This window comes from Muribaculum sp. NM65_B17 (assembly GCF_004793735.1).
Lineage (GTDB): Bacteria > Bacteroidota > Bacteroidia > Bacteroidales > Muribaculaceae > Muribaculum > Muribaculum gordoncarteri.
This window is the reverse complement of sequence record NZ_SRYY01000010.1, coordinates 45,691-63,202: the sequence shown is the minus strand read 5'-3', so window position 1 is coordinate 63,202 and position 17,512 is coordinate 45,691. Positions and strand designations below refer to the sequence as shown.

13 protein-coding genes, 1 tRNA gene and 1 pseudogene are annotated in these 17,512 nt (G+C 43.9%); 10 read left to right on the top strand and 5 right to left on the bottom strand.

The window, feature by feature from the left end:
* Positions 1-56 precede the first annotated feature (56 nt).
* Positions 57-455 (bottom strand): annotated as a pseudogene (locus E5354_RS12335) (radical SAM protein); the annotation flags it as partial.
* A 193-nt stretch (positions 456-648) separates the two neighbouring features.
* On the opposite strand from E5354_RS12335, the gene E5354_RS12330 reads away from it, so the two are divergent.
* The 4 genes from E5354_RS12330 (at position 649) to E5354_RS12315 (ending at position 7,096) form a co-directional block, all read left to right on the top strand.
* Entirely contained in the window at positions 649-1,215 is a 567-nt protein-coding gene (locus E5354_RS12330; protein ID WP_123397167.1) for a Crp/Fnr family transcriptional regulator, read from the top strand.
* Positions 1,216-1,864: 649 nt separating this feature from the next.
* Entirely contained in the window at positions 1,865-3,925 is a 2,061-nt protein-coding gene (gene rho / locus E5354_RS12325) for a transcription termination factor Rho (protein ID WP_123397166.1), read from the top strand.
* Positions 3,926-4,054: 129 nt separating this feature from the next.
* The gene (locus E5354_RS12320) at positions 4,055-6,403 is read left to right on the top strand and encodes a BamA/TamA family outer membrane protein (RefSeq protein ID WP_123397165.1); all 2,349 of its coding nucleotides are present in this window, start codon (positions 4,055-4,057) and stop codon (positions 6,401-6,403) included.
* A gap of 33 nt (positions 6,404-6,436) precedes the next feature.
* The gene (locus E5354_RS12315; RefSeq protein ID WP_123397164.1) at positions 6,437-7,096 is read left to right on the top strand and encodes an HAD family hydrolase; all 660 of its coding nucleotides are present in this window, start codon (positions 6,437-6,439) and stop codon (positions 7,094-7,096) included.
* Between the two features lie 25 nt (positions 7,097-7,121).
* On the opposite strand, the gene E5354_RS12310 is transcribed toward E5354_RS12315, so the two are convergent.
* The 4 genes from E5354_RS12310 to E5354_RS12295 all read right to left on the bottom strand — a co-directional run bounded on the left by E5354_RS12310 (position 7,122) and on the right by E5354_RS12295 (position 10,511).
* A complete protein-coding gene (locus E5354_RS12310; protein ID WP_123397163.1) occupies positions 7,122-8,702 on the bottom strand; it encodes a peptide chain release factor 3 in 1,581 nt (526 codons plus the stop codon).
* Between the two features lie 34 nt (positions 8,703-8,736).
* Entirely contained in the window at positions 8,737-9,609 is an 873-nt protein-coding gene (gene rfbD, locus E5354_RS12305) for a dTDP-4-dehydrorhamnose reductase (protein ID WP_123397162.1), read from the bottom strand.
* 67 nt (positions 9,610-9,676) lie between these two features.
* Complete coding sequence (locus tag E5354_RS12300) at positions 9,677-10,228, bottom strand: DUF4924 family protein (RefSeq protein ID WP_123397161.1); 552 nt, start codon at positions 10,226-10,228, stop codon at positions 9,677-9,679.
* Between the two features lie 206 nt (positions 10,229-10,434).
* A tRNA-Arg gene (locus E5354_RS12295) sits at positions 10,435-10,511 on the bottom strand.
* Between the two features lie 309 nt (positions 10,512-10,820).
* Here E5354_RS12295 and E5354_RS12290 point away from each other — a divergent pair.
* Genes E5354_RS12290 through E5354_RS12265 form a run of 6 tightly spaced genes read left to right on the top strand, consistent with a single transcriptional unit; the run spans position 10,821 to position 17,512 of the window.
* On the top strand, positions 10,821-11,762 hold the full coding sequence (locus E5354_RS12290) for a Gfo/Idh/MocA family protein (protein ID WP_123397160.1): 942 nt from the start codon (positions 10,821-10,823) through the stop codon (positions 11,760-11,762).
* Positions 11,763-11,797: 35 nt separating this feature from the next.
* Positions 11,798-12,901 carry a DegT/DnrJ/EryC1/StrS family aminotransferase gene (locus E5354_RS12285; protein WP_246863811.1) on the top strand — a complete coding sequence of 368 codons (1,104 nt, stop codon included), beginning with the start codon at positions 11,798-11,800 and terminating at the stop codon, positions 12,899-12,901.
* Positions 12,901-13,470 carry an acyltransferase gene (locus E5354_RS12280; RefSeq protein ID WP_210433148.1) on the top strand — a complete coding sequence of 190 codons (570 nt, stop codon included), beginning with the start codon at positions 12,901-12,903 and terminating at the stop codon, positions 13,468-13,470. The genes E5354_RS12285 and E5354_RS12280 overlap by 1 nt, the downstream gene beginning before the upstream one ends.
* A complete protein-coding gene (locus E5354_RS12275) occupies positions 13,460-14,746 on the top strand; it encodes a nucleotide sugar dehydrogenase (protein WP_135947650.1) in 1,287 nt (428 codons plus the stop codon). The genes E5354_RS12280 and E5354_RS12275 overlap by 11 nt, the downstream gene beginning before the upstream one ends.
* A 3-nt stretch (positions 14,747-14,749) precedes the next feature.
* On the top strand, positions 14,750-16,294 hold the full coding sequence (locus tag E5354_RS12270) for an oligosaccharide flippase family protein (RefSeq protein WP_135947649.1): 1,545 nt from the start codon (positions 14,750-14,752) through the stop codon (positions 16,292-16,294).
* Between the two features lie 9 nt (positions 16,295-16,303).
* A complete protein-coding gene (locus E5354_RS12265) occupies positions 16,304-17,512 on the top strand; it encodes a glycosyltransferase (protein ID WP_135947648.1) in 1,209 nt (402 codons plus the stop codon).

Below are 17,512 nucleotides of genomic sequence, written 5' to 3'. Positions count from 1 at the left end.
AGGCTGATGCCTCTGCACGTTGAGTAGCACTCAAAAATTATTTAGGACAATATTGGATTCATATCCTTGATGTCGATTATCAGAGTATTAACTACCGGGAGCAGAGCCTCTATGTTGGCCGACGGCACACAGAGCGATGTTTCAAGATTGACCTGCCAGGCCGGACCGCAAAGCCCACGAAACTCACTGATGAAATCGGGGCGCAGACAAGGCTCGCCGCCGCCGAAAGTAATGCCGCCATTTGTGGCGAGAAAATACAATTCATCAATCCTCACTTCATCATAAAGCGACTGCGGCGAATACTCTCTTAATCGGCTTCCGTCGCCCAGCGACTGCGGATTAAGACAATATCTGCAACGGAGAGGACAGCCATGAAAAGCCACAAGCGTTGTCACGCCGTCGCCGTCGGTGGAAAGACGGTGACGCGCCACGCCTATGATCTTTGAGAGGCTAATTCCCATATTGCACTATATTTTAGGCAGTCATTCTTACTTTGCTATCCAATAAGATGATAACTGATTGTATACATTGCAAATTTAGTGAGAATATTTGATTTTAAGTGTGACAAATGTCACACTTATGCTGATTTCTTCAATATTGAGAATATCTTATGGCATAACATCATAAAGAAAATGATAAATTTGCACTATGGAGAAGTTTAACGACTTTGAGCGAGATATAGACTTCGCTTTTTGGAAAAATATATGCGAAAGTCATGGTGAGCTTCGGCATTTCCGTCGAGGTGAATGTTTCGTGCATTCCGGCGAAGAGTTGAAATTCTGCGGCTGGATAAAGACCGGCGGCTTCAAGCATACGTTGACTGACAGCGAAGGTAATCATAAAGTCGTTGGCTTAGTATTCAGAAATGCAGTGTTGGCAAACTACTCGGCAACAATGTTCAACCGGCCAATAACCACTGATATCATAGCACTGGAAGATTCCGATGTGATGGTAGTCCCGACAAAACAGATTCGCATATACATTGAGAATAATCCGGAACTTCATCTGCGGCTTGTCCAGTCCTTGTTCCTACAAGCGCACCAAACTATACTTAACAGCTACTATTATTCACTCATCAAACGTTACCGACAACTGATAGAGCGATTTCCTAATATCCATAAACTTGTATCTATGGGTGAAATCGCCTCATACCTCAATATCTCGCGCCGCCAGCTCCACCGCTTTCGTGAGATTTTCACGGAGCATACAGATTGATATAATGATGCCGGCGCACGGTGACATGGTGGATTTGCTGCTGATTGCGGGGTGGGGGATAAAAAAATTGCCCGTCCCTCCTTTCAAACAAGGAGGAACCGGACTAAAGCCAAAAGGCATGATTTTGTGATTCTAAAGATAGTTGTCTTATAGCGATTTAAAGTGTTGAGAAAGAAAAACTTTCTTCACTTCATCTCCTGCTATTCGCTTCGCAGCGTCATTGCCGGGAGGATTGTTGCCTTTTCCTTAGTCCGATAAATCACATTGATGAATTAGCGTAAAATAATTATACAGTCTAAGGTAAGTTCAACAAGTGTCTCTATTCTTTGGCAAAGGTAGTGACTTTTTGTCAGTCTTCAAAGCAAAGAGATTAAAAAAATGATGTTTTTTGATAAAACATTAGCATTTTGCAAAACTTTTCACGCTCAATGTTTGTTATTTCGGCTAAAGAGATTAACTTTGCAATGCTTTTAAGCATATATCACTCGCGGGATGGTTCTACATCCCGACTCCTCACAAAGAGTGAACTTCACTAACTACTATATGATGTTTCAACTTGGTTTAGTCGCTAAAAAGAGGCTTTTAGCCTCGGAATGACTATAAAATAGCGACCTGCCATAAAATGATATATAAAATCTAACAGTTTATAATGTATAATATCGCCGATCTCAACGCAATGACTGAGAGCGAACTCAAGGGCATTGCTGAATCTATGGGTATGAAGAAGGTCGACGCATTGTCCCAGGAAGACCTTGTGTATAAGATCCTTGACCAACAGGCCGAGGACATTGTCGCCGCCTCAGCAGTAGAGAAAAAGAAGAAGGCATCTAAAGAGCCCAAAACTCCTAAAAATAATGAGCCTAAAAAGAAAAAGAAGCAACCGGCACAGCAGCCTGTAGCCGAACTGTCGGCACCTGTAGCGCAGGATTTAACCGCCGATGGCGCTGAAACAGTTCAGTCACAACCGTTGGCGGAACCGCCGCGTCGCCGTCGTGGGCGCCCGTCAAAGGAACAGTTGGCGGCAGAAGCGGCTGCTCTACAGAATCAGCCTAAGGATCAGGATGCTACCGATGAGAAGGTTGAACCGGTTGTAGAGCCTGAGCGCGAATTGCCTCCTCATGTTGAAGTTGTCGATGACAATGATCATCGCGACATTATGACGCTGGTTGCTCCGCTTCCCGCTACCGAAGTTACCGTGTCGGGTGAAGAGCCGTCGGCTACCGACGAGCCTAAGGCTGTTGAAGAACAGGCTCAGGAACAAGAACTGCCTGTTGACGAAAACCAACCTGTAGCTCCTCAACAAGGCAAAAAACGCGATTTCCGTCCCGGAAAGGACTGTTCATTCGGATCGTTCTTCCGTACCGAGCGTAAATTTGTGCCACGTTCGCAGCGTGAGAAGGAGGAAGCTGCCGCAGCCGCTGCAATAGCCGCAGCAACAGCCCCCATTGTCATTCGTGAGCCCGGACAGGAACCCGCTCCGCAACCCAATAATAATCAGGGCGGCAAGAAGAATAAGCGCAACCGCAATAATAACAACAATAATAACAATCAGCCTCAGCCGGTTCAGGAACCGCCAATGCCGCAATACAACTTTGACGGCATATTGATGGCTACCGGTGTGCTTGAGGTGATGCCCGACGGATACGGATTCCTTCGTTCAAGCGACTACAACTACCTGTCGTCGCCCGATGATGTCTATGTCACTCAGGCTCAGATAAAACTTTACGGATTAAAGACCGGCGATGTCGTTGACGGATGGATTCGTCCGCCTAAGGAGGGCGAGAAATATTTCCCGCTTAGCTCGGTTCAGAGTGTAAACGGTCGCTCCCCCGAGTTTATACGTGACCGTGTTCCATTTGAACATCTCACGCCTCTTTTCCCCGACGAAAAATTTGACTTGACCGGTGGTCGCACCTGCAATCTGTCGACTCGTGTCGTAGATATGTTCTCGCCCATAGGCAAAGGCCAGCGTGGCTTGATTGTGGCTCCTCCCAAGACCGGTAAGACCATATTGCTGAAGGATATAGCCAATGCAATCGCTGAAAATCACCCCGATACATATATCATAATATTGCTTATCGACGAGCGTCCCGAGGAGGTGACCGACATGAGCCGTAGCGTAAATGCCGAGGTCATTGCTTCGACATTCGATGAGCCGGCCGACCGACATGTCAAAATTGCAAGTATCGTTCTTGAGAAGGCAAAGCGCATGGTAGAGTGCGGACACGATGTTGTGATATTGCTCGACTCGATAACTCGTCTGGCACGCGCCTATAACACGGTTTCCCCTGCATCGGGCAAGATTCTGTCGGGAGGTGTTGATGCCAATGCGCTTCAAAAGCCCAAACGCTTCTTCGGTGCTGCCCGTAACATTGAAAACGGAGGTTCGCTTACAATCATCGCTACGGCGTTGACCGAAACAAGCTCCAAGATGGATGAAGTGATATTTGAAGAGTTCAAGGGCACCGGCAACATGGAGCTTCAGCTCGACCGCAAGCTATCGAACAAGCGAATATTCCCGGCTGTCGACATTATGGCGTCGAGCACTCGTCGCGACGACCTGTTGTTGCGTCCCGAAACATTGCAACGAATGTGGATTCTGCGTCGTTACCTCAGCGACCGCACATCCATTGAGGCAATGGAATTCATGCGCGACCAAATGGAGAAGACTCGTGACAACGATGAACTCCTGAGGTCGATGAATGCCTGATGAACTACATCGATGATTTGATATAATGAAAGCCCGCGTATGTATTTCGTGGGCTTTCTCGTTCTATTTGCTAAAAATCGCGGTAAAATCTTTTCAATGCAAATTGCTTGCATTAACTTTGTAAGTGAAATGAGCAAGTTATCGGGAAAACTACTGTTTAGGATTATAGGATTACTGGCTGTTGCATCACTTTGGGGATGTAGCTCGACCAAGCATGTCCCCAAAGGAGAGTATCTTGTCGAGTCGGTCGACATCAAGATAGAGGACAATAAGGACATTTCACCCGTCGAACTGGTCAACTTCCTGCGACAGACTCCCAACCACAAAGTGCTCGGATTTCTTAAACTTCAACTTGCCACCTATAACATGTCAGGCAGCGACACCACCAAGTGGTTTAACCGCTGGGTGCGCAAGCTCGGACAGCCGCCCGTGATATATGATCAGGCACTTACCGAGGCATCGGCCTATCAGTTGCGACAGGCTTTGGTCAATCGCGGTTACATGGGCACAGTTGTGGAAATCGACACGGTTCGTCGTGACAACAAGAAGAAAATCGATGTCACCTATCACATAACCACTGGAGAGCCGCATTATATATCCACAATCAACTACAATCTGCCTGATTCGGCGATAGCCGGGATTGTGATGAGCGACACTCTTTCGTTTACTGTTAAGCCCGGTGACCTCCTCGACCGTAACAAGCTTGACGAGGAGCGCATAAGAATCACCGAACTGTTGCGCGACAAGGGTTATTACACATTCAACAAGGAGTACATAACGTTCACTGCCGACACTCTTGCCGGAGCGCGTGATGTGAATCTTACGATGAATCTCCGGCGACCTCATCTGTCGGGAAGTGATGCCGACTCCACGGCTCTGCACAAGATATACACCATACGCAATATAATATTCGTGACCGACTACAATCCGGGGCAAAACTATGGCAACTATGACTTCCATGCTCTCGATTCGGTGCGTTACCGCGACATTACGGTGCTTTATGGCGAGGACCGTTATCTGCGTCCGCAGGTGCTTTACGATGCTTGCTACATGAAGGCCGGAAGCCGTTATAACGCATCGGAGGTCGACCGTACCTACGAGGCTCTCGGGCGGTTTGGCATATTGCGTTATGTAAATATCGACATGCGTCAGGTGGGAGCTGTGGGCGATGATGTGATGCTCGATGCCTACGTGTTGCTTACGCGAGGCAAGAAGCAAGGCATTTCGCTTGAACTTGAGGGAACCAATTCCGAGGGCGACCTTGGCTTCGGTGTAGGGCTCACTTATCAGCACCGTAACCTTGCACGCGGCTCGGAGCTACTTACTGCCAAGTTCCGCACAAGCTACGAAAGCCTTTCGGGCGATTTCAACGGACTAATCAATAACCGTTACATGGAGTATGCCGGTGAGGTTGGCATAACGTTCCCCCAGTTTGAGGCTCCGTTCCTCTCCTATAACTTCAAGCAGAAGGTGAGAGCCACTACCGAGTTTGCCGTTTCGTTCAACTATCAGGAACGCCCCGAGTACACGCGCATCATTGCCGGTGCCGCCTGGAAATACCATTGGGCCAGCCGTCAGAACAATCTGCGTCATCGGTTTGACCTCGTGGATATCAATTACGTTTATCTGCCACGTAGCACTATCGACTTCATAAACCAGATAGCACCGTCCAATCCGCTTCTCCGCTACAGCTACGAGGATCACTTCATAATGCGCACCGGCTACAGTTACTACCGTACCAACAAGCGCATGATTGCGTCAGGTGCATTGCGTCGTTACGCTTTGCAGCCTTCGGTATTCACAATCAGGGCTACTTTTGAAGCGGCGGGAAATCTGCTTTATGGAATATCATCGTTGACCGGACAGAAGCGTCACGAAGGCGCCTATAAGGTTTTCGGCATACAGTATGCTCAATATGTCAAGGCCGATGCCGACTATACGTTCACTCGCAATTTCAATGAGCGCAGCTCGATTGCGTTTCACGCCGGCCTGGGCATTGGGGTGCCTTACGGAAACTCTTCTATGTTGCCTTTTGAGAAGCGATTCTTTGCCGGTGGTGCCAACGGTGTGCGCGGATGGGGAGTCAGAACACTTGGTCCCGGTAGTTATGATGCCAAGAACTCGGTTACTGACTTCATCAATCAGTGCGGCGACATCAGGCTCGACCTCAGCGTGGAGTACAGGGCCAAACTGTTCTGGGTAATGGAAGGCGCATTGTTTGCCGACGCCGGCAACATCTGGACGATACATAACTATGAGAATCAGCCGGGAGGTATGTTCAAGTTCAATAAATTCTACAAGGAGCTTGCTGCCGCCTATGGAATAGGCTTGCGACTTGACTTCACTTATTTCCTGTTGCGACTTGACCTTGGAATGAAGGCCTACAATCCGGCGCAGAATCAGGAACGTTGGCCGTTGCTGCATCCTCGCTGGGGACGCGATGCTACATTCCACTTCTCGGTGGGTTATCCGTTTTAATTAATGAACTAAAAGAAAAAATCGATTACACTTATGAAGGAGTTGGTTATATTTGACCTTGACGGAACTTTGCTGAATACGATAGATGACCTCGGCATAGCTACCAACTATGCGCTTAAAAAGATGGGATTTCCCGAGCATCCGCTGTCGGCTTATCCTGCCATGGTGGGAAACGGAGTTAAAAAACTGCTTTGCCGGGCTCTTCCGTCGGGGTTTGACAATGAAGACACTGTAACGGAACTGCGCACCTATTTTAAAGAGTATTACGATGAGCATTCAGCCGATCATTCGGTGCCTTATCCCGGGATTCCGCAATTGTTGGAAAGCCTTCGTGAAAAAGGCGTGAAGATCGCTGTAGCCTCAAATAAGTATCAGGAAGCGGTAGAGAAGCTGATAGGACATTTCTTCCCTAATCTCGAGTGGGCTGCCGTTGAGGGGCAAAAAGAGGATGTCCCGGTAAAGCCCGACCCTTCAATTGTGTTTGACATCCTGTCAAAGTCGCCGACTCCTAAGGCTGCCGTGCTCTATGTGGGTGACTCGGGTGTCGACATGGAAACGGCGCGTCGCGCCTGTGTCGAATCAGTAGGCGTGACCTGGGGATTCCGTCCTATGACAGAGCTGAAAGAGTATCACGCCGATCATATAGTCAATACGGCCGACGACATTTTCGAGCTTGTCAACAGGGAGTATTAGTCTGTGTCGGCCCTGTAGGCCGCAGTTAAAACTCGCTTGTAAAGTGGAATTTTATCTTGGGGAAATCGGACTGAGCCATCTGCAACACATAGTTTGAGTCGGCGAGAAATACATCGCGTCCGTCGCGGTCTACAGCCATGAACTGGTGCTTGCGCTTCTTGAATGCTGCGAGAGCCTCCTCGTCGTCGCTTTCAATCCAGCATGCCTTGTAGAGCGATAGCGGTTCCCATCTCACCGTAGCTCCGTATTCGTGGAGGAGTCGGTATTGGATTACCTCAAATTGCAGCTGACCTACGGTACCTATTATCTTTCGTCCGTTGAACTGGTTGACAAACAGCTGGGCCACACCTTCGTCCATGAGCTGCTGTATGCCCTTTTCAAGCTGCTTTGCCTTCATAGGGTCGGTGTTTTCGATATATTTGAACATCTCGGGCGAGAAGCTTGGCAGTCCCTTGTAATGAAGGTTTTCGCCTTCGGTGAGAGTGTCGCCTATCTTGAAGTTTCCGGTATCGGGAATACCCACGATGTCGCCGGGAAAAGCTTCGTCGACAATGTTCTTTTTCTGGGCCATGAATGCGGTAGGAGCGGCAAATCGCATCATTTTGCCCGAGCGTATGTGCTTGTAGTTGGCATTGCGTTCAAATCGACCCGAGCACACCTTGACGAATGCTATACATGAGCGGTGGTTGGGATCCATATTAGCGTGAATCTTGAATACGAATCCGCTGAACGGTTCTTCCTCGGGATTAACCTGACGCTCCTCAGCCTGAACGGGACGGGGTGAGGGAGCAATCTTTACGAAGCAGTCGAGAAGCTCCTTTACACCGAATGTGTTCAATGCCGAGCCGAAGAACACCGGTGCCACCTTTCCGGCAAGATATTCGTTGACATCAAGCTCGGGATACACACCTTCGATTAGCTCCAGATCCTCGCGCAGTTTTGATGCATCCTTCTCGCCTACGGCCTCGTCGATGCGCGGGTCGTCGACATTTTCGATTTCTACACGTTCGGTGACCTGAGTCTTGCTCGGGGTGAACAGGTCGAGCGAGTGCTCGTAGATGTTGTAGACCCCCTTGAATTTGGCACCTATGTTGATGGGCCATGATAGGGGTCGCACCGCAATCTTTAGTTCGGCTTCAAGCTCGTCAAGAATCTCAAACGGATCGCGGCCTTCGCGGTCGAGCTTGTTGACAAATATAATCACGGGGGTGTTGCGCATTCGGCACACCTCCATCAGCTTGCGTGTCTGCTGCTCGACACCCTTGGCCACATCGACCACTATGATTACGCTGTCGACGGCAGTGAGTGTACGGTAGGTGTCCTCGGCGAAATCCTGGTGACCGGGAGTGTCGAGGATGTTTATTTTGTAATCACCGTAGTTGAATCCCATCACCGATGTGGCAACCGATATTCCGCGCTGCTTTTCAATCTCCATCCAGTCAGATGTCGCGGTTTTCTTGATTTTGTTTGATTTTACGGCACCTGCAACGTGAATGGCACCACCGAAGAGCAGTAGCTTTTCGGTCAAAGTTGTCTTACCCGCATCGGGGTGCGAGATGATTGCAAACGTGCGTCTGCGGCTTATTTCATCGTTTAATGTAGCCAATGGAGTGGGTTGTTGATGGGATGTTACTGATGATTTAGTTGTTGCTCTCTTCTTCCTTCAGGCGTGCGATGCACTTTTCGAGGCTGTCGACCCAATAGGGTATCTCAACGTTGTAGGTGGTTCTCAGTCGATGAGTGTTGAGCACGCTGTAAAACGGACGCGATGCCGCGGTGGGGTAGTCCTCGGTGGGAATGGGGATGACTTTGCAGTCGGTTACACCTGCTATGCGGTGTATGGCTTTTGTGAAGTCATACCACGATGCGACACCTGAATTGGTGAAGTGATAGATTCCGGGAACCCACTGATGCGACTCGATTATCTTGTAAACGGCTGCTGCGAGATCGGCTGCGTAGGTGGGTGAACCTATCTGGTCGACAACCACGCGCAACTCCTTGCGTTCGCGACCGAGGCGTATCATGGTCTTTACGAAGTTGTTGCCATAGGGAGAGTAGAGCCATGCCGTGCGTACGATTACGCTGTCGGGGGCCAATGCGATGAGCGCTGTTTCGCCCTGGCGCTTGGTGGTTCCGTAATGTGACATGGGATTTACCTTGTCGCTTTCGCTGTAGGGACGATAGGCTTTGCCGTCAAACACATAATCGGTGGAAATGTGTACGACTTTGGCTCCGGTAGCGCTTGCAGCGTTGGCGAGGTTACGCACTGCATCCACATTGATTTGATGACAAAGGGCCTTGTCTTCCTCGGCTCTGTCGACAGCTGTGTAGGCTGCGCAATTGACAATGTGGGTAATCTCGTTTTTCTCGACAAAGCTTTTTACTGCGTCACCGTCAGTGAGGTCGAGTTCTTTGATGTCAGTGTAGATGGTTTTGCCGGGCATCTCTTTTTCAAGGATGTTCCGCATCTCATGACCAAGCTGTCCGTTGCATCCGGTTACTAAAACTTTCATAATGCGTCTAATGAAATTTTGCGGATGCAAAGTTAAGAATTTTTATTGAATTAAAGAACCGATTACCCTAATCGTTGTCATTCCAAAGCTTATCTTCGGAATCGAGCTTGTAGTAGTGGGCGAGCATGGCGATGAATCGCGATATCTGGGTGATGGCCTTGAGCGTGTCGGCCGACAGCTCTTTACCCTGTAGTCGCAGCATCAATGTGCCGTAAAGGGCGGCAAAGCAGGTTTCGATTTCATCGAGCTTTTCATCGCCTTGCTTGGCTCGAAGCTCTACAATGAAGGGCAGTGTCTTGTAAAATTCGGCTCCGTATTCGGCAAACTTCGGGTCTTTGAGCAGTGCGTGATGCAGGTCATCGAGCTGCAGGATAACGTTTTTGTTTAGCTGCAGATGCCCTTTTTGCTGCACATTCTCCCGCCTCATCATGTCGATTAGCGATTCATACCATTCAGTCATCTCCTTTATTTGCGGCTCCGACAGCTGGTATTTGTCTATCACATTGCTTTTTATCTTGTCAAGGTCAAGACCGTTTGCGCGGATCAGGTCCTCTATCTGCCACATGTACAGCAGATATTCCGCTATGTTTTCTTTTCGTTTCTGAGAAGCTATATACATAAATCGTGGATTTAAATCTTATATATCTATATAACGATATGTTTCCCGTAAAGGATGTAAAGTTAATTTAAAAGCATTACATTGACAATACATTTCAGGCATAAGTTACGGGAATCCGAATAATCGAGTCGTGTCGTTGCTCCTGAGGCTGCGGCCAATAATTGCGGCAAGAGGCATGAAAAAAGGGTCGCCGTGATGGTGACCCTTGGTGATTCGGCTGGGACTCAAACCCAGGACCCACAGCTTAGAAGGCTGTTGCTCTATTCAGCTGAGCTACCGAACCAGCATTTACTTGCGAGTGCAAAGTTAATGCTTTATTTTGACTTGGACAAAATTTTGACCCATGTCGATTAATTATTTATATGTTTTATAGTCACATCGTTTTTTTAGAGGATATTTTTATGAGCAAAATAATAACCTATTCGTATGTGCTTTTAATGGTTGTGAATAGATGTGCCTACGATACAATTGGCTGATAATTAATGATTTAATGGGGGGGGGGTAATTATTGTTATAAATTGCTTGTCAAATATGATTTAATTCTTTATTTTTGTGTTATTATTGGTATATTAAAGTATCTGAACGGATTGTGATGGAAAATATTAATAAACGTTTTGCAATTATCGGTGTTGCTGGATACATTGCTTTAAGACATTTGAAAGCCATTAAGTCATTGGGTCAAAATGTAGTGTCAGCCCATGATTTATTTGACAGCGTCGGTGTGATTGACAGTTATTTCCCTGACGCTTATTTCACTACAAACTTCAATTCGTTTATGCATAGTATTCATGAAGATAATGTTGATTACCTTACTGTTTGTACGCCAAACTATCTGCATTGTCCTCATACATTGGCAGGACTTGAAGCCGGAGTTGATGTTATATGCGAAAAACCGTTGGCTTTAACTTGTGAAGAATTAAATAGAATGGATGAATGCCGTAAGTCGTTAGGGCATGATATATGGACGATATTGCAATTAAGGCTTCATCCTGAGATTGTGAAGTTGAAACAGGCAATTTCTAATGCAGGCAAAAATAAATTCCATGATGTGGATTTGGCCTACATTACTCCACGTGGTCGTTGGTATGCCGAGTCATGGAAAAGTGACCTGTTGAAGAGTGGTGGGTTGGTGACAAACATAGGTGTTCATTTCATAGATATGCTTCATTGGATATTTGGTCCGGCCAATAATGTCAGTGTTCATTATTCATCTGAAGATTGTGTCGCCGGATATCTGGAATTAGAGAATGCAAGGGTGCGATTCTTTTTGAGCATAAATCCACATCATAAACCTGATGTGACAGATGATAGAATGTCGCCTTATAGACAGATTATTGTAGATGGAAAGTGCATTGATTTTACCAGTGGATTTACTGATTTACATAGACATAGTTATTTCAATATAATCAATGGCTCGGGATTTTCTATAGATGATGTAAAGACAACAATTTATACGCTTGAAACTATCCGTAATGCCGGAATATCTACATTGAACAAAGAGTATCATCCACTTTTATATCGTTTGCGGCTATGATAAAAATGGTTGATTTATATAGTCAGTATCTTAGTATGAGGAAGGAGATTGACAGTGCCATAATGGGTGTTGTTGCATCATCTGATTTTATAAAGGGAACTGAGGTTGCATTGCTTGAGGAGGAATTGGCCGAATATATAGGTGTCAGGCATTGCATAACATGTGGTAACGGCACTGATGCATTGATACTTTCTCTTATGGCTATGGATTTAATGCCCGGCGATGAAGTTATTGTTCCGTCATTTGCATTTGCTTCTATTGTAGAAGCTGTGCTATTGCTTGGAGGTGTGCCTGTTTTTACCGATGTTGATAATACAACTTTCAATATTGATGTTAAAAGCGTTGAGAGGGTAATATCGGATAGGACAAAGGCGATAGTTCCGGTTCATTTATTTGGACAGCCATGTAATATGTTGGAGTTGATGGAAATATCTCGTAGCCATAAAATAGTGGTTATTGAGGATAATGCACAATCATTTGGAGCATTATGCCGAATGGAATCCGGAAAAGAAATTTATGCGGGTGGAATTGGTGATATAAGTTATACCTCATTTTTCCCGACAAAAATGCTTGGATGCTATGGTGATGGTGGTGCCGTATTTACAAATAATGATATTCTGGCCAAACGTGTGAGAGAATTATCCAACCATGGGCAATGTTATAAATATATGCATGAAATGATAGGTTTTAATTCTCGTCTTGACACTATGCAGGCCGCTGTGTTAAGGGTTAAATTAAAGCATTTGTCACAATCTATAAGAGGACGCAGGATGTTAGCCGAACACTATTCGAAACTGCTGAGTGATATAGAGGATATTGAGCTGCCGGTTGAAGTTAATTACGGTAAACATGTTTATCATCAGTACACGATCAAGACTAAGCCATCCATGCGCGATGACCTTAAAGAAATGTTGATGTCCCGAGGAATACAATCAATGGTCTATTATCCTATGCCATTGTTTGAACAACCGGCATATTGTGGTAAGGGGTTGTGTGATCCTGAAATGAATATTTGTCCTTCTCTATGTAAATCGGTTTTATCATTGCCTATGTATGGTGAACTTACATATGGCCAACAAGATGAAATAGCATATGCAGTGAAAGCGTATTTTAATAATCATAATGTTTATAAATCATGATTGATACATATATTCATCCCACTGCTGTTATAGACAATGGCGCTATTATAGGTAATGGATGTCACATTTGGCATTTTGTGCATATCATGGAAGGTGCCGTATTGGGAAATTCATGCAATATAGGTCAGAATGTTATGATAGCCGGTAGTGCGATAATAGGTAATAATGTAAAGATTCAGAATAATGTATCGGTGTATGATGGTGTCATTTGTGAAGACGATGTATTCTTAGGCCCTTCGTGCGTATTCACTAATGTGAGAAATCCGAGGAGCAAATTTCCCCGTAAAGGGAAATACGAGTCTACGATTGTGCATTGTGGAGCAACGATAGGAGCCAATGCCACTATTGTATGTGGTGTAGAGATTGGCAAGTATGCTTTTATAGGTGCAGGTGCAGTAGTGACCTGTTCTGTCCCTGATTATGCAATTGTTATGGGAGTGCCTGCTCGCTGTGAAGGATGGATGTGTCAATGTGGGCATCGACTCGAATTCAACAAGTACGATGTGGCTATATGTCCAGAGTCGGGACATCGATATTGTAAATTTAAAGATAGTGTCTATGCATTGTAAAGATTTTAATTTATATGAAAAGCTCATAGAGCATAAGGCTTCAGTTGCAGTCTTGGGACTCGGCTATGTCGGATTTCCGTTGGCAATTGAATTTGCGAAGCGTTTTCGTACAATAGGCTATGATATAAGTTCGGAGCGTATAGAAGAATTGCGAGGGACATTTGAAGAAGCTATTGACATAACTTTCACATCAAATGTTGCTGATATTTCGGACGCTTCGTTATATGTTATTTCTGTTCCAACTCCTGTTGATGAGAATAAAAATCCAGATTTGAATCAATTACTTGAATCAAGTGCCGTTGTTGGAAAATGTCTTAGCCCCGGGAATTTTGTCGTATATGAATCTACTGTTTATCCTGGATGTACTGAGGATAAATGCATACCTGTATTGGAAAAGGTGTCAGGCCTTGTTTGTGGTGATGACTTTAAAGTAGGGTATACACCTGAACGTATAAATCCAAATGACGCGAAACATACACTGACTAATACTGTTAAAATTGTGAGTGCTTGTGATGATGAAGCGTTGGATTGTATTGCCAATATATACAATAATATTGTGGATGCAGGAGTTGAATTAGTGTCCTGTATAAAGGTTGCAGAGGCATCAAAAGTGCTTGAGAATACTCAGCGTAATGTCAATATCGCATTGATGAACGAGATGGCGATGCTATTTTCTGCTATGGATATCGATATGACAGAAGTTTTGAAAGCTGCGTCGACTAAATGGAATTTTGTAAATTATTCTCCGGGACTGGTGGGTGGTCATTGCATACCTGTCGCTCCTTGGTTTTTAGTGTCTGCTGCATTGGAACGGAATATTGACATGAGGCTTGTAAAAATGAGTAGTTTAGTCAATGACGATATGGCATCATTCATTGTTCAGGAATCGCTTAAACGTATTGATACCATTGTTAAAAGCGCTGAACAACCGATAAGAGCATTGGTAATGGGATATGCTTATAAAGAAAATATTGACGACATACGCAATACGCTTGTAGAGCCTATTGTTAAGCAATTGGAAGAAGCCTCTATGGAGGTTGACATTGTAGATCCATTTGTTAATCCGGCCAAGGCAAAAGCTATGTATGGTCGTGACTTGAAATTAAAACCGGAAGCTCCTTATGACTTGATAATGGTGACAGTTGCTCATGATTGTTATATAGATCTTGATAATGATTATTTTATGTCTATTGCACGTAGCAATAAATCATTGCTTGTAGACATTAGGGGAATATATAAAAGTAAGGTGAAAACATTGAATTACTATAGTTTATAACTTATGATTGTCGATGTCGTTACAACAAAGAGTCCTAAGAATCGCACTGTGTTGACTTTCTTGTTGGCATTGGCCAATCTTATGTCATTTAGTGTAGGCATAATAACCGCCGCTATTCTTAGCCGTTATATGGATGTTGTAGAATATGGCACATATCGACAAGTGATTTTCATATATACAACATTGCTCGTTGTTTTTTCAATGGGTTTGCCGAAATGTTATTCCTATTTTCTCGCACGTGCATCTATTGAATATGGTGCCGATATTGTTAAGCTATTAAACAAATTGTTTTTTGCCTTATCGGCTTTGTTTTCGATATTTTTGTATCTGGGAGCCGAATTTATTTCTGATATTATGGGCAATGAGTTGCTCGTTGATAATTTGCGCTATTTTGCAATAACACCTATGTTGCTTATGCCTGTAATGGGAGTGGAGAGTATATTGGTCGTTTACGGGTATGGGGCTATGGTGCTGTTATATGTATTTGCCGGACGGCTGATGATGATTGTGTGCACGGTTATGTCTGTAGTAGTATTTGATGGTGGTGTTACAGGGGCTATTTGTGGATTTGTGGTTTCATCGGCTTTTTCAAGTATAGCAGGGTTATGGTTATCCTATTGGCCGTTTAAGAGAGTGACATCATATAAGAGCAATATTAGGATCGGAGATATAATGTCATATTCATTTCCTGTGATGATGCAGGGAATTTATGGATTTTTTATTGGGGCATCGAGTCTGTTCTTTGTTAGTCGTTATTTTGGAGTAGAAGAATTTGCATTGTTTTCTAACGGTTATAAGGAATTGCCCTTTTTAAGCATGGTTATTGGTGCTACCTCAGGAGTTATTTTCCCTGAATTTTCGAGAATGTCGGGCAATGGTGATGATAAGCGGAATTTTGTTGCTTTATGGAGGACTGTGTGGTATAAATCATCGACTATAATATATCCGCTGTCAGTATTTTGTTTAATATTTGCAGGTGATATTATGGCATTCATTTATGGTGAAAACTATAGAGGTGCTGCTTTTCTATTCATAATTGTGTCTGTTATTGGCATAGTACGGGTTGTTGCATATTCGCCAATAATGCTTTCATTGGGGCTTGGTCGTGAATTTGCTAATACTCATCTTGTTGCGGCTATAATGATTTTGGCGCTTGATGTACTGTGTGTCAATTTTTTTCCAAACATAATCGCTATCGCAATGATAGCCACGTGTTGTACTGTGTTTTGCCTATTTGTTATGCTAATTACAATAGCGAAGTCATTGGAATCAAGTTTATTTAAATTGATACCTTTGGGAGCAATGTCTAAGATTCTGTTTGCATCGATTATTTCATGCCTTATGGCGCGTTTTTTAGTTCATATTACAGGAATTACAAATGTCCTTGCTGTTCTTGCTATAGGAGGAGTTGTATATGCACTCATATATTTCCCTTTTGTATCAAGATTAGGAGTTGGGTATATTGATATAATTAAACCCATGCTTGATATTTTTGCCAATAAATTTAAAACGGAATCTTCTCGACAACTTATGGAGGAGAGTAAATAAACTAAGAACATGAATTTTTTGATTATAAGCAAGTATTTTTATCCGCAAAATCGTATAGCCTCATTTCGTATAAATGCATTTGCAAAATATATAAGAAATGCAGGACATTCTGTCACTGTAATTGCCGAAGGTGATCATGACATGGATACTGAATGGAACGGTTGCAAAGTAAGTTATGTTAAGAACAAGATAATAACCGAATCGTATCTTCGAGATAAAATTAAAAGACGAAAGCGATGGACGGTGCGTAGAATAACTGCGTCATTACTGAACAGAATATTTTTGGATTATAACCTGTTTTGGGGATTCCGAGTTTTTAAAAAGGCCAATAAATTATTTAAAGAGAATAGATATGATGTAGTGCTAAGTTCTTATATGCCTATATCACCGCATCTAGCGGCCCTGAATTTGCAGTTAGCTGGTCACAAATTTTTTTGGATTGCAGATATGAGGGATGAAATGTCAAAACATCCATATTTTAGTAAAAAATATAAATCGGCATATATTGCAATTTATGAACGTCTATTTTTGAAAAATGCCGACCTTGTGCTATCTGTTTCAAAACCCATATTGGATGACTTTAGGAAAATGCATAGTAGTAGCAATTATTTAGAAGTCAGAAATGGATATGATTATGAAGAAGTGTATGATGTGAATTTCCAATCAAAGTTCACTATGGGTTATATCGGACAATTCTATGATAAAATTAAGCCGGATAACTGGTTTCATGCTTTTTCAGAATTGATATCCGAAGGGCGGATTCCAAAAGACAGTATTATAAAAATCATAGGGAATAATATGAAAATTAAAATCCCTGACAATATCATTAATAATGTATTTGAGATTGAATCGGTTCCACATGATGAAGCTATACGTATATCTACAACTGAAGTTGATGTATTGGTAATGATTCATCCTTTAGGGCGAAAAGGGGTTTATTCAGGTAAGATATTTGATTATCTTGCAACAAATAAACCAATATTGGCATTATACGATCCTGATGATGTAGTCGGCGATTTGCTTAGAGAAACAAGAGCTGGATTTACTGTAAAAGAATCAGATATTGAAGGCATTAAAAGCATGATTCTTAAATGTTATTCAATTTGGAAAAATAGAGAGGTATTACCTCGGGATTGGAACAAGATAAAACAGTGTCGACGCTTTAACCAAACCAAGATTCTACTTGATTATCTTTCGGAACATTTGCCAAATCAATAG

Bases quoted from the DNA above. Each gene is read 5' to 3' on its own strand.
- E5354_RS12330 (WP_123397167.1), top strand. From the start codon at position 649: ATGGAGAAGTTTAACGACTTTGAGCGAGATATAGACTTCGCTTTTTGG.
- rho (WP_123397166.1), top strand. From the start codon at position 1,865: ATGTATAATATCGCCGATCTCAACGCAATGACTGAGAGCGAACTCAAG.
- E5354_RS12275 (WP_135947650.1), top strand. From the start codon at position 13,460: ATGCATTGTAAAGATTTTAATTTATATGAAAAGCTCATAGAGCATAAG.
- E5354_RS12270 (WP_135947649.1), top strand. From the start codon at position 14,750: ATGATTGTCGATGTCGTTACAACAAAGAGTCCTAAGAATCGCACTGTG.
- E5354_RS12285 (WP_246863811.1), top strand. From the start codon at position 11,798: ATGAGGAAGGAGATTGACAGTGCCATAATGGGTGTTGTTGCATCATCT.
- E5354_RS12290 (WP_123397160.1), top strand. From the start codon at position 10,821: ATGGAAAATATTAATAAACGTTTTGCAATTATCGGTGTTGCTGGATAC.
- E5354_RS12265 (WP_135947648.1), top strand. From the start codon at position 16,304: ATGAATTTTTTGATTATAAGCAAGTATTTTTATCCGCAAAATCGTATA.
- E5354_RS12300 (WP_123397161.1), bottom strand. From the start codon at position 10,228: ATGTATATAGCTTCTCAGAAACGAAAAGAAAACATAGCGGAATATCTG.
- rfbD (WP_123397162.1), bottom strand. From the start codon at position 9,609: ATGAAAGTTTTAGTAACCGGATGCAACGGACAGCTTGGTCATGAGATG.
- E5354_RS12320 (WP_123397165.1), top strand. From the start codon at position 4,055: ATGAGCAAGTTATCGGGAAAACTACTGTTTAGGATTATAGGATTACTG.
- E5354_RS12315 (WP_123397164.1), top strand. From the start codon at position 6,437: ATGAAGGAGTTGGTTATATTTGACCTTGACGGAACTTTGCTGAATACG.